This window comes from Microbacterium sp. Y355 (assembly GCF_059445345.1).
The window spans coordinates 1383992-1396682 of sequence record NZ_JCAIUD010000001.1 but is presented as its reverse complement, the minus strand read 5'-3'; the positions used below and the strand labels follow the sequence as shown (position 1 = coordinate 1396682).

11 protein-coding genes are annotated in these 12691 nt (G+C 64.9%); 4 read left to right on the top strand and 7 right to left on the bottom strand.

Annotated features, from left to right (window positions below):
- The first annotated feature begins 115 nt into the window (after positions 1-115).
- From AC1C2O_RS06845 to AC1C2O_RS06835, 3 genes are all read left to right on the top strand, one after another.
- A complete protein-coding gene (locus AC1C2O_RS06845) occupies positions 116-1132 on the top strand; it encodes a LacI family DNA-binding transcriptional regulator (RefSeq protein WP_495429678.1) in 1017 nt (338 codons plus the stop codon).
- A gap of 146 nt (positions 1133-1278) precedes the next feature.
- Positions 1279-2604, top strand: coding sequence for an ABC transporter substrate-binding protein (locus AC1C2O_RS06840; protein ID WP_495429677.1), 1326 nt, complete (start codon positions 1279-1281; stop codon positions 2602-2604).
- A gap of 86 nt (positions 2605-2690) precedes the next feature.
- Positions 2691-4334: an MGH1-like glycoside hydrolase domain-containing protein gene (locus AC1C2O_RS06835; protein ID WP_495429676.1), complete on the top strand. Its 1644-nt coding sequence runs from the start codon at positions 2691-2693 to the stop codon at positions 4332-4334.
- Between the two features lie 30 nt (positions 4335-4364).
- Here AC1C2O_RS06835 and AC1C2O_RS06830 read toward each other — a convergent pair whose 3' ends face one another.
- The 3 genes from AC1C2O_RS06830 to AC1C2O_RS06820 all read right to left on the bottom strand — a co-directional run bounded on the left by AC1C2O_RS06830 (position 4365) and on the right by AC1C2O_RS06820 (position 6845).
- On the bottom strand, positions 4365-5240 hold the full coding sequence (locus tag AC1C2O_RS06830) for a glycoside hydrolase family 43 protein (RefSeq protein WP_495429675.1): 876 nt from the start codon (positions 5238-5240) through the stop codon (positions 4365-4367).
- Positions 5241-5274: 34 nt separating this feature from the next.
- Positions 5275-6324 (bottom strand): M24 family metallopeptidase, encoded by a 1050-nt coding sequence (locus AC1C2O_RS06825; RefSeq protein WP_495429674.1) that lies wholly within the window; start codon positions 6322-6324, stop codon positions 5275-5277.
- A 68-nt stretch (positions 6325-6392) separates the two neighbouring features.
- Positions 6393-6845, bottom strand: coding sequence for a flavodoxin family protein (locus tag AC1C2O_RS06820; RefSeq protein ID WP_495429673.1), 453 nt, complete (start codon positions 6843-6845; stop codon positions 6393-6395).
- Positions 6846-6970: 125 nt separating this feature from the next.
- On the opposite strand from AC1C2O_RS06820, the gene AC1C2O_RS06815 reads away from it, so the two are divergent.
- Positions 6971-8296: a short-chain fatty acid transporter gene (locus AC1C2O_RS06815; RefSeq protein ID WP_495431700.1), complete on the top strand. Its 1326-nt coding sequence runs from the start codon at positions 6971-6973 to the stop codon at positions 8294-8296.
- 47 nt (positions 8297-8343) lie between these two features.
- On the opposite strand, the gene AC1C2O_RS06810 is transcribed toward AC1C2O_RS06815, so the two are convergent.
- The 4 genes from AC1C2O_RS06810 to hpaE all read right to left on the bottom strand — a co-directional run bounded on the left by AC1C2O_RS06810 (position 8344) and on the right by hpaE (position 12691).
- Positions 8344-9153: an HpcH/HpaI aldolase family protein gene (locus AC1C2O_RS06810; RefSeq protein ID WP_495429672.1), complete on the bottom strand. Its 810-nt coding sequence runs from the start codon at positions 9151-9153 to the stop codon at positions 8344-8346.
- Positions 9138-9923, bottom strand: a complete 786-nt coding sequence (locus AC1C2O_RS06805) for a 2-keto-4-pentenoate hydratase (protein WP_495429671.1) — start codon at positions 9921-9923, stop codon at positions 9138-9140. Before AC1C2O_RS06805 ends, AC1C2O_RS06810 begins: the two co-directional genes overlap by 16 nt.
- A gap of 16 nt (positions 9924-9939) precedes the next feature.
- A complete protein-coding gene (gene hpaD / locus AC1C2O_RS06800; RefSeq protein ID WP_495429670.1) occupies positions 9940-11097 on the bottom strand; it encodes a 3,4-dihydroxyphenylacetate 2,3-dioxygenase in 1158 nt (385 codons plus the stop codon).
- 97 nt (positions 11098-11194) lie between these two features.
- A complete protein-coding gene (gene hpaE / locus AC1C2O_RS06795) occupies positions 11195-12691 on the bottom strand; it encodes a 5-carboxymethyl-2-hydroxymuconate semialdehyde dehydrogenase (RefSeq protein ID WP_495429669.1) in 1497 nt (498 codons plus the stop codon).

Genomic DNA, 12691 nt, shown 5'->3' with positions numbered 1-12691 from the left:
TTCGAGAAAGCGGTTTCACGAGTGATCCGATTATTTACGTGTCAGAGGCGATTCGTCAAGCCGGCGCCGGTACAGTGGCACTGTTCGGGCGTCTGCCTGACGTGAGGGGATCAGCATGACCGCACATCGCGCGAGCGTCACGATCGCTGATGTGGCGCGGCATGCCGGCGTCTCGCCTGCGACAGTCTCCCGCGTGATGAATGGCCGATTCGGCGGCGAACCCGAGGTTGCCGAACGGGTGCAGGATGCGGCACGAGAGCTGGCCTACGCGCCGAGTCCGCTGGCGCGAAGCCTCGCACTCGGTCGGACGCATGCGATCGCCTTCGTCGTCCCCGATCTCGCCAACCCGGCGTTCCAATCGGTGCTGGCCGGGCTCAGTAAGACCGCCGCGCTCGACGGCTACCGCGTCCTCATCGCAGATTCGGGGGAGTCGCCAGGTGAAGAAGGGCCGCTCGCGTCAGAGATTCGCCGGCGAACGGATGCGATCGTGCTGTGCGCTCCTCGGATGCCGGAGGCCGAGCTGACGGCGCTTGCCGCCCAGCTGCATCCGCTGGTTCTCATCAACCGCAGCGTGCCGGAGATCGCCGCGCCGTCGTTGTCTATCGACTACCGCTCTGGCATCGCGGCCCTCGCGCAGCATCTGCATACGTTGGGTCACCGCTCGCTCGCCTACGTGTTCGGGCCGGAGCGCAGCGCATCCAACGCGCACCGTGAGCGCGGCCTCGACGACTTCCTCCGCGATCATTCTGATGTGCACCTGGCGCGTATCCCCGCCGGCGCGGGATCCGAGGACGGGCGGGCCGCCGCTGCAGCCGTGCGGGACAGCGGCGCCACGGCCGCTCTGGCCTTCAACGACCTCGTTGCGATCGGATTGATCGGCGGGCTGCGGGAGCTCGGTCTCGACGTGCCGGCGAACATCTCCGTCACCGGATTCGACGACATCCCGCTCGCGCAGTACGTCGCGCCGGCGCTCACCACAGCATCCGTATCGCACTCCGATCTGGGTGTGCTCGCGTGGCAGCGCATGCGCGCGCTCATTGACGGCGAGCAACCGGGGCACAACGTGGTCTTCCAGCCGCGCCTTGAAATACGCGATTCCACTGGTGCCGCGCGGCGAGCCCTGGGCGCCTGAGCCACTGCTCGATATCGATTTGTTGTCGACGCCGCACAACTCGTTGACACGTTCTCCGCGGAGTGCTAGCTTCACGTGAAAGCGGTTTCTCCGCCCCTTGCATCCAATGGTCGTCACCCGGGCGACCCCAACTCGAAAGAGGCGCAATGACGCGTACCACACGCTCGCGCATGGCCGTCGGCTCCGTGGCCATCACCGCAGCACTTCTACTGACCAGCTGCTCCGCCAGCGCCGGCACCGGCGCCGCCGGTGGTGGCGAAGTCGATCCCGACGAGGAGATCGAACTCGAGATCTCCTGGTGGGGTGACGACGCTCGCGCCACGCTCTTTGGCGAGGTCATCGACCTCTTCGAGGACGAGCACCCGCACATCAACGTCGTCCAGACGCCAGTTGGCTCACCGGACGACCTGTTCAACCGGTTGGCGACCGACTTCGCCGGTGGCGGCGACACCGCGCCCGACGTGTTCGCACTGGGCGGTGCCAAGCCGCAGGAATACGGTGAGCTCGGGGCGCTGTTGGATCTGTCCACTGTGAGCGATCAGCTCGACTACAGCAACTATCCGGACTTCTCTCTGACGAATGCCCTCGTCGACGACACGCTGTACGGCTTGCCCACCGGCGGAAACGCGACTGCAGCCTTCATCAACGCGGACATCTTCAAGCAGGCCGGTGTCGACGTTCCTGAAGCGGGCTGGACATGGGATGACCTGATCGATGCGGCCAACGAGATCGGCAGTGCAGGTCTCACCAACGCCGGCGGTCAGCCGATCTACGGTCTCGATCTACGCATCGGCGACGTCATCGGCACCTACGCCGGTCAGGTCAGCGAGGTCGGAATGTATGACTGGGATGGCGCGCTCGGCGTCGACGCCGACGACATCGCCGGATGGTACGAGATCGAAGAGCAGCTGCTCGCCGGCGGCGGACTCCCCGACCCGTCGGTGGTCACCGCGAACTGGCAGCTTCCGCCGGACCAGCAGCCCTTCACGCTCGGGCAGGCCGCCGTCACGTTCGGGTACAGCAACCTCATTGGCGCCTACTCGACCGGAGGAGGCGACGTACAGATGATGCTGCCGCCCACTTCGACGAAGATCTCCGGTGTCGCACTCCTGCCGTCGGCCTTCTGGTCGATCAGCGCAGGATCTAAGAACCCCGCGGCCGCAGCGATGCTCGTCGACTGGTTCCTCAATGAGCCTGCCGCCGCCGAGCTCATCCTCGACACTCGTGGTGTGCCGTTCAACCCAGACACCCTCGAGGTCGTCGCTCCACTGTTGAGCCCTGAGAGCCAGGTTGCTGCCGACTACGTCGATGTGGTCCTCGATGAGGGCGTCGTCGCACCGCCGCAGCCGGCGGGCGGCTCGATCATGAACGAGCTCTCCCAGCGGATGGAATCAGAGGTCCTCTTCGGACGCATCACGCCGAAGGAAGCCGGTCAGGGCTGGGTCGATGAGCTCGGAGCTGCGCTGCAGTAGTCTCCAACGAATCGGGAGGGTGCGGATGGAGCAGTGCTCCGTCCGCACCCTTCACCGCTGTCACAGCGGGGAAGGAACCAGAAGCCATGACCGAGACTCTGAGAAACGACGCGCTTCGGCGTCTGCGCACAGCGAATCCCGTCGAACGAGCTGGTGTCGCCGGCTCGCCGCTTGCCGCTGAGCTTGTCACCGCAGGTGTGCGCTTCGTCGCCGTTGGAGGCCCGCTGGAGAAGCGATGGCACACCGCGATCGCTGAGCTCGACCGTTGCATCCGCTCGCTCGACGGTGGTGCACCCGTGCTCAACGAGGGCGGCGTCTATCACGGATGCTGGTTGGAGAGCACCGGAACGATCAACGTCGAAGTGCTCGCGCGCTTCGCGCCGCAGATCGTCGCCGACACCCTGCGGCTCTTCGCCGCACACCAGCGCGACGACGGGATGATCCCGTACAAGGTCACCGCTGACGGCCCCGGTTACAGTCAGATCCAGATCGTCACGCCGCTGGCGCGAGTCGTATGGCGGCACTTTCAGCGCACCGGCGACCGTGCGCTACTGCGGAACATGTACGACGCTATGGTCCGCTACGACGCCTGGCTGGAGCGTTATCGAGACACGCGGGGCACCGGCGGTGTTGAGGCATTCTGCGCCTTCGACACCGGACACGACCTTTCGCCGCGCTTCTGGTTTGCGCCAGATCGTGCCTACCGCGGTGATGCCAGGTTGAGTGACCCTGGGGCGAGCGGGATTCCTTATGTGGCGCCGGATCTCACTGCGAACATCGCATGTCAGCGGTCGTATCTCGCGCTCATCGCGGAAGCGCTGGGCGAGGATGCTCAACCATGGCACGATGCGTCGCGTCGGTCTCTGGCCGCTCTGTATGAGCAGTGTTTCGATGAGGAGGACGGGTTCTTCTACGATCGCGATCGCTCAGGAGATCGGGTGCGGATCCAGTCCGACGTGCTGGCGCGGGTACTCGCCTGCGAGGTCGGGGACGAGGAATTCTTCGTTCAGAGCCTTCGCCGCTACCTGATGAACACTAGGAAGTTCCTCGCGCACTACGGCTTCACCTCGATCGCCATGGATGATCCTCGGTTCGACCACGATGCTTCCCGCAACTCGTGGGGTGGGCCGGTGAACTTCCTCGCCCTACTGCGTGCGCCCGAGGCGTTCGAACTGCACGGACATGTGGCCGAGCTGGGACTGACGGCAGCCCCCGTGCTGTCAGCGCTCGCCATCGCGGACCGATTCCCGCAGTGCCTGGACCCCTGGTCTGGCCAGGCGGGATTCACCGAGGTGTACTCGCCGTCGATCCTCTGGTTCCTGGACGCGCTGGAGCGGCACTGCGGGATTCTTGCCCGGCCCGACGGCGAACTCTGGTTCTCCGGCCTCGCGCCCACGCGGCTCGAGCATGGTGCTGCGGCCGAGGCCGTCGGGTACTTCCGAACGGTTGACGGTGTGGACTGGGAACTCGTCGCCGACGACGACCTCGTCCAGGTCTACCGGGGCGGAGAGTTTGCGTTCTCCTTCCCCCGTGGCTGGCGCATCATCACGGATCGCGCGGGGGTCATCCGGGAGGTCGTGGGCCTCGCCGTGCAACCGGTATCGGGTGATTTGACAACAGCGAGCACGGTCATCGCTCTCGAGCTGGTACCCAACGAGCGCATCCTTCTCAAGGACGGCCGGAGCGTCCGCAGCGACAGAGTCGAGTTCGTCGCGCCCGTGTTCGGCTGAGAGCGGACCAGCTCGCAGCTCGGGAGTCGATCAACGACGGACGCGCAACCCGTCCGGTGTCTCCTCCAACGGGAAGAAGCGCGCGCGCTCGTCCGGCGTGCGGTTCGGGGTGTGCAGGGTGAGGAACAGTGCGCCTGAGGCATCCCTGAAGATCATCCCGTGCCCGCCGTCGGCGGGCCAGAGTGCACTCTCGGACTGGGTCCACGGGCCGCGCACCGTGCCGGACGTCGAAGTTGCGACCCCCATCGCGTACCCGGAGTCTCCGAAACTGGACCACAGCATCAGCAGACTGCCATCTGCGGTGCGGTGCATCGAGGGGCCGTCGGTGACGAAGACCTGCGGGAACTCCGGGCGCGGGATGCTGCGCGCCCACGGCGCCTCGGAGGCGCGGAACAACAGCCGAGGCTCGCCGATCGTGGTGCGGAGATCTTCGGTGAGGCGCACAGATAGGATCTCCCCGTCACCGACGTCCTTCCACTCGTGGCAGAAGACCAGATAGGGGATGCCATCTTCCACGTGCAGGGTGCCGTCAAGGCATTCCCACTCGTGCGGGGTCACCGGACCGTCCGACCAAGGTTCATACGGACCCTCTGGGTGATCGGCACGCAGAATCTGGGTGCCGCGGCGGTGCTCTTCCGCAGTGAAGGTCGCGAACAGGTAGAACCCGCCTTCGTACGGGTGCACCTCGGGGGCCCAGTACTGAGTGTGCGACCAGAAGTCTTCGGCGGGACGGAACGCCGGGATCGGTCCGTGCCAGGTTTCCAGGTCGCTGCTGCGATAGGTGTCAAAACCCGTCGCCGGCCCGCTCCAGATGTTCGTGTCGGTGCTGCCGAACAGCCAGTAGTCGCCGAACGCCTGATCGTGCAAGACGAACGGATCTCGGATCTGGATGTCTTCGAGGCGCATGGTGATCTCCGGCGGTCTGGGCGGTCTGGGTGGTTCAGGTGAGGTCGAGTGCGACCGGGCGGGGGACACCGCGCACATCGACGGTCGGCCACGCAGGGTCGGCGGTCAGCACGGTAGGACCGGCATCGTCGATGATCACGGTGTCCTCGAGCTTGGCATGCGGCACCCAGGGGTTCCAGGCGAAGGCCGCGCCTGAGACCACGCACCCGGCGCCCGTCGGGGAGACTTTCGGGTCGCGGCCCAGGTAGCCGGTCGGTCCACCCTGGTGGTGAGCGCGCCATGCCGGATTCTGCGCGCTCCCGAAGCCATGGGCTTGGTATGCGGATGCGATGCCGGTCAGCACATCGGCGAACTCGCGGCCGGGCCTGGTCGCGGCGAAGATGTCTGCTTCGACTAGGCGGAGGGTGCGCTCGTCGTCGCTCTCTTCACCGCGAAACCGCACCCAGCGACTGAAGCTGGCATGCAGCCCATGGCGAACGGCAGTGACGACAGCGAGGGCGTGATCTCCGAGCGGCGCGTGGGTGGGAAGCGGATGCTGCACACCACCGCGCGCGGAACCAGCGACGAGGATGACGGCTGGTGTCGCTCCGATCGAAAGGACGGCGCGGCCGAGTTCTGCGGCGAGTTCGTGCTCCGTGATGTCAGCTGTGCTCGCTCGAAGCACCGTTGTGACAGCTACCGCGGCATCCTGCCCTAACCGTGCGTAGCGCTCGCGTTCAGCGGGAAGCAGCGTTGCACGCGCCTGACGCAGCTCTTCGGCAACGTCGCTGTCTGTCACAGTTCCCTGCGGGGCCTCTGCAAGCGATCCGAACCAGGGGATGCTTCGAAACTCGGCCCCGGCGATCTCCTCGGCTTGCAGCCGCTCGGCCTCGTTCTCGAGCGCGGTGACGACTGCGGTGCCGTCGCGATGGATGATCGCCGAGCACACTGCTGCCCCTCCGAACGGCACCTGCACGCGTGCACCGTCGAAATACCAGGCGAGGTTCTCCGGTCTCGTGAGAAGCATCCGATCGACGCCTCGTGCATCGAGAAGCGAGGCGATCCGGGCATGCTTGTGCGGGCGATCGGCGGTGACGGAAGGCATGTTGGCATGCTAGCGGAGAAAGCGCTTTCACGGAGACGTAGCGCCGCCGGAAGTCGCGCGCTGCGAGGTCAGAGCGTCAGCGTCCAGGCGATGCTCGCGCCCAACTCCTCAGCGCGCGCCACGTGCTCATCATCGACATGGCCGGTGAACACCACCGGCTCGGCGGCAATCCGGAGGCCGTACCCGGTCGTGATCGACTGCATCGCTCTCTCAGCACCCGTGGTGTCATGGCTGCCATGGATCCAGTATGAGAAGGGCCGGCCCTTCGTATGCTCGTGCGTTGCGTTGAACGTTGTATCGAAGAAGTGTTTGAGGGCTCCGGAGATGTACCCGAAGTTCGCCGTCGTGCCGAAAACGACGGCATCCGCGTCGAGCAGATCCTGTGCACTTGCGTCGAGGGCGGCGCGTTCGACGATCTCCACACCTTCGCTCTCGGCAGTGCGCGCGCCGCGCAGCACGGCCTCGGCGATCGCGGCGAGCCGCGGCGTCGGCGAGTGATGGACAACCAGCAGACGAGGCATGCAACCACCCTAGTTCGCTCCCGTCCGGGGCAGGATGTCGTTGCTAGGGTGAAGGCGCATTCAGCAATTGAACGAAGGAGTTCAACGTGTCTCACACGAAGGAAGAACGCCGCACTCGGGGCGTCATGCGGCCGATCAACCGTTTTCTGGAGCGGTGGATCCCCTCCGCCCTGACATTCGCGATCGTGCTGACGCTGATCGTGGCGATCTTGGCGATGACGCTCACACAGACCAGTCCCGTCGACGTTGTGAAGGGCTGGGGCGATGGGCTTGCCGGACTGCTGGCCTTCATGACCCAGATGTGTCTGATTCTGTTGCTGGGGTACATGCTCGCCAATACGCGGCCGGTGCAGAAGTTGCTGCGCTGGCTCGCACGGGTGCCGAGCAATGCCGGCTTCGCATACGTCTTCGTGTTCGTCATCGCTGCGATCGCGAGTCTCATCACCTGGGGTCTTGGGCTCATTGTCGGGACTTTGCTCGCCCGTGAAATTGCGGTCGAGGCGCGCAGGCGTGGAATGAAGGTGCATTTCCCGCTGCTGGTTGCCGCCGGTTACTCGGGCTTCGTCGTCTGGCACATGGGGTACTCCGGTTCTGGTCCACTGACGGCCGCGACGCCGGACTCCTTCCTCGCGCCGAGTCTTGGCGGTGAGGTGCTGCCGATCACCGAGACGACCTTCTCGACATGGAACATGCTCGCGGCCCTGGGCGTCATCGTCGTCGTCGGCTTCTTGATGTTCCTCATCCGACCCAAGAAGAACGATCCGATCTTCGAGCTGCCCGATAATGTCGGATCAGAAGAGACGGATGAGTCTGACGACGAAGTCGTGACTCCGGCCGACCGCATCGATGCGTCGCGCATTCTGACGACGATCGTCGGTGTCGCGCTGGTGATCTACCTCATCGTGCACTTCGTCGGGGGAGGAACACTCACCCTCGACATCGTGAACTGGTCGTTCCTGGCACTGATCCTGCTACTGGTGCGCAACCCGTTCGAGCTCATCCACCTCACCAAGAAGGCCGCATCGAACGTCGGTGAGATCCTCGTGCAGTTCCCGCTATACGCGGGCATTCTCGGCATCATGTCGTCGTCTGGCCTCATCGCGTTGTTCTCCGACGCGTTCGTGTCGATCGCCACGCCGACCACGTTCGGTGTGCTGGCGCTACTTTCGGCCGGCATCGTGAACTTCTTCGTGCCGTCGGGTGGTGGACAGTTCGCGGTGCAGGGGCCGATCATGCTGGATGCCGCCAACCAACTCGGTGTCGATCCGTCGATCGCTGTGATGGCGGTGGCGTACGGCGATCAGTGGACGAACATGATCCAGCCGTTCTGGGCGCTGCCGGTGCTGGCGATTGCCGGGCTGAAGATGCGCGACATCCTCGGATACACGTTCATCACGATGCTCGGCTCCGGAGTTGTGATGGCACTCGCGCTGTTCCTCGTCAGCCTGTGAGGCGACTCGCCGACGGCCCTCGGGTCGTCGGCGAGTGTTGCAGTGGGTCAGTAGCTGGCCCGCGGGCTACTGTCGGCGTCGGGGATCCAGTCGGCCGCGAGCTTTTCGGTCGCACGCGCAAGGATCGACACGTCGGCGGCCACGAGCACGAAGGATGCTCCGGCATCGAGGTAGCGGCGGGCCGTCGCAGGAGAGAAGGCGTTCACGCCGACCGGTTTGCCTGCATCCTGCACCGTCGCGATCGTGCGCTCCACGGCCGCGATGACATCGGGGTGCTCTTGTTGCCCGAGCAGACCCATGGATGCGGCCAGATCGCTCGGTCCGATGAACACCGCATCGATGCCGTCAACCTCGGCGATCGCGCGGGCGTTCTGCACCGCGGCATCCGTTTCGATCTGCACCGTGAGTGACGTGAACTCATGCGCACGCTGCAGATAATTCTCGATGCGGTTGAACTGCCCGGCACGCGCCAGCGCGCTGCCGACGCCGCGGATGCCACGGGGTGGGTAGCGGGTGGCGGCGACCGCAGCCGACGCCTCATCGGCCGTGTTGATCATCGGCACCAGCAGGTTTTGAGCGCCGAGGTCGAGGAACTGCTTGATCAGTACGGGGTCGCCGGTCGGTACTCGCACCACCGGCGTGATCGGGTATGGCGCGACGGCCTGCAGCAGGGCGAGCGTCGATTCCAGGCCGATCGGGCTGTGCTCGCCGTCGATCAGTGTCCAGTCGAGGCCCGATCCGGCGACGATCTCCGCAGCGATCGGGCTGCCGGAGCAGATCCATGCGCCCACCAGCGGGCGTGTGCCCGCCGCGAGTCGATCGCGAAACGACGGCGCAGGTTCTAGATGAATCGACATGTGATCTTTCCCATCGGTCCGTAGTCGCACAGCACCTCATCGCCCTTGGACACCCACATGGGCCGGGTGAACGAACCGGCAAGGATGATCTCGCCGGCCTCGAGACGTGCGCCGTGTTGGTGGAACTTGTTCGCCAGCCACGCGACGCCGGTGGCGGGGTGCCCGAGAACGCCGGCCGCCACTCCGGTCTCTTCGATCTCGCCGTTGCGAGACAGCACGCCTGGCACCCAGCGAAGATCGATCTCGTCTGGCCGCTTGTGCACATCGCCGAGCACCATCGCGCCGTACGCGGCGTTGTCGCTGATCGTGTCGACGATCGTGCGCCCCTCAAGTTCGATGTGCGAGTTCAGCACCTCGAGCGCAGGGACGGCATAGTCGATCGAGGCGAGGGCGTCATCGAGCGTGCAGTCCGGGCCTTCGAGCGGATGCTTGAGCACGAAGGCAAGTTCGACCTCGATGCGCACATTCGAGAAGTCGTCGAAGCGGATCTCTGCACCCGAGGGATACACGGTGTCGTCGAACATGACGCCGTAGTCGGGTTCGGTGATTCCGGTCGCTTGTTGCATCGCTTTGGATGTGAGCCCGATCTTGCGACCGACGAGCGTGCGCCCGGCCGCGACGTTCTTGTCACGCCATATGCCCTGAATGGCATAGGAGTCCTCGATCGTGGCATCCGGGAACCTGGCGGTGATCCGAGGGATCACCGCCTTGTTGTGCTCCGCGTCAGCAAGCTCATCTGCGATCTGCTCGATCACGTCAGGTGACAGCATCCTCTTCGCCTCTCGGTTAGAGCTGGTGGCCCAGTTTGTACTCGCCCTGTTTGTACTCTGGCATCTCTTCGCCCTTGCGCGTGTACGAGAATCCGTCGGCGCCGATCGTCACCGCCATCTCGCTCGTATCGGTGCGCGCCACGACGGGCTGCGGTTTGCCGTCGAGGTCGAGCACGAGGGAGGCCTCGGTGTACCAGCTCGGAACGACGGGGTTGCCCCACCAGTCGCGGCGCTGGTTGTCGTGTACGTCCCAGGTGACGACAGGGTTATCCGGATCGCCCGTGTAATAGTCCTGAGTGTAGACCTCGACGCGGTGACCGTCCGGGTCACGCAGGTAGAGATAGAAAGCGTTGCTCACACCGTGGCGGCCGGGCCCACGCTCGATCGCATCCGAGCGGCGCAGGGCGCCGAGCTTGTCGCAGATCGCAAGGATGTTGTGCTTCTCGTGCGTGGCGAAGCACACGTGATGCATGCGGGGGCCATCGCCGCCCGTCATCGCCGTGTCGTGGACAGTGGGCTTGCGGCGCATCCACGCGGCGTACACCGTGCCCTCCTCATCCTGAATGTCTTCAGTCACTCGGAAGCCGAGGTTCTGCATGAACGCCACGGCACGGGGAACGTCGGGTGTGACCTGGTTGAAGTGGTCTAGGCGCACCAGCTCGCCGGGGATGTGCAGGTCATAGCGCCATGACATCCGCTCGACGTGGTCGGCCTGGTGGAAGAACTCGTAGGGGAAACCGAGTGGGTCCTCCACGCGCACCGAATCGCCGATGCCCTTGACGAATCCATCCGGGCGTCGCTCGACGCGGCATCCGAGTTCGGTGTAGAACTCGACGGCACGGTCGAGATCTTCGGCCGCGCGAACCCGGTACGAGAATGCGGCGACGGCGGCGATCGGACCCCTGCGCAGCACGAGGTTGTGGTGGATGAACTCCTCAGTCGATCGGAGGTAGATCGCCTCTTCGTCCTCGGCCGTCACATACAGGCCGAGGATATCGACATAGAACTGGCGGGATGCCGCGAGGTCGGTGACCACGAGCTCCATGTATGCGCAGCGCAGGATGTCGGGGGGAGTGCTCGTCGGGGTGGCGACGGGGTTGTCGGAGTGGATCGGTGCCTCCTGCGATACGTAGTATCCGGAGGAGGTGAGAGTCATATCGTCACGGTTGGTCATGTCAGCGTCCTTGCTCATGATTCGCGAGACTTCGCGAGTGTCATCCAAACCGTCCGATTCGGTGACACAGGCGAAGTTTCGCGGCTTGGGGGAAGGGTCAGTTTTTGCCGAAAGTTGGGTTGTGGGACTCGCCCAGCGTTATGTGCACGGCCTGCTGGTCGGTGTAGAAGTCGATCGAGCGATAGCCGCCCTCGTGGCCGAGACCGGAGGCCTTCACTCCGCCGAACGGGGTGCGGAGATCGCGCACGTTGTTGCTGTTCAGCCACACCATGCCGGCCTCGACGTTGCCTGCGAAGTTGTGTGCGCGCTTGAGATCATTCGTCCAGATGTAGGCGGCGAGACCGTACCTGGTGTTGTTCGCCAGCGCCAGCGCCTCCGCATCGGACGAGAACGGTGTGATCGCGACCACCGGGCCGAAGATCTCCTCCTGGAAGATCCGTGCGTCGGGGGACACATCGGCGAACACGGTAGGGGAGACGTAGTTGCCCGTTTCGAAGCCGTCAGGGCGCCCGCCGCCGGCGACGAGGCGCGCTTCGGTCTTACCGATCTCGACGTAGCTCATGACTTTGTCGTAGTGCTCAGGGTGTACGAGTGCGCCGACTTCGGTGGTGGGGTCGTTCGGTAGACCGACCTTGACGCGCTTCGCCTGAGCCGCGTACTTCTCGACGAACTCGTCGTAGATCGACTGCTCGACGAGGATGCGGGATCCAGCGGTGCAGCGCTCGCCGTTGAGCGAGAATACCCCGAAGATAGTCGCATCGATCGCGGCATCCAGGTCGGCATCGGCGAAGACGATGGCGGGTGACTTGCCGCCGAGTTCCATCGAGAGGCCCTTCAGGAACGGCGCCGCGTTGGCAAAGATCAACTGCCCAGTGCTGCTCTCGCCGGTGAACGAGATCAGCGGCACATCCGGATGCTTCACCAGGGCGTCGCCGGCATCCTCGCCGAGTCCGTTGACGAGGTTGAAGACGCCCTTGGGGAGACCTGCCTCCTCGAAGATCCCGGCCCACAGGGATGCCGACAGCGGAGTGAACTCGGCGGGCTTGAGCACCACGGTGTTTCCCGTCGCGAGTGCGGGGCCGAGCTTCCAGGACTCGAGCATGAACGGCGTGTTCCACGGGGTGATGAGACCTGCGACACCGATCGGTTTGCGGTTGACGTAGTTGATCTGGCGACCAGGAACCTTGAACGTGTCATCCGCCTGCGCGACGATCAGGTCGGCGAAGAAGCGGAAGTTCTCGGCGGCGCGGCGGGCCTGACCGAGCGCCTGCGTGATCGGCAGCCCGGAGTCGAAGCTCTCCAGTTCGGCGAGGCGCTGATCACGCGATTCGACGATGTCGGCGACGCGGTGCAGCACGCGTGAGCGCTCGCGTGGCAGCATCCGGGGCCATGGCCCGTCAGCGAACGCGCGAGAGGCGGCGGCGACGGCGAGGTCGATATCGGCCTTCTTGCCAGCGGCGGCCGTGGTGTAGTTCTCGTTCGTCACTGGGTCGAGCACATCAAAGGTGTCGCCATCGACCGAGTCGACGAACGCACCATCGATGTAGTGCTGGATGTGATCGGGGAGATCAGCGGGGATGCGTGAATCAGTCAT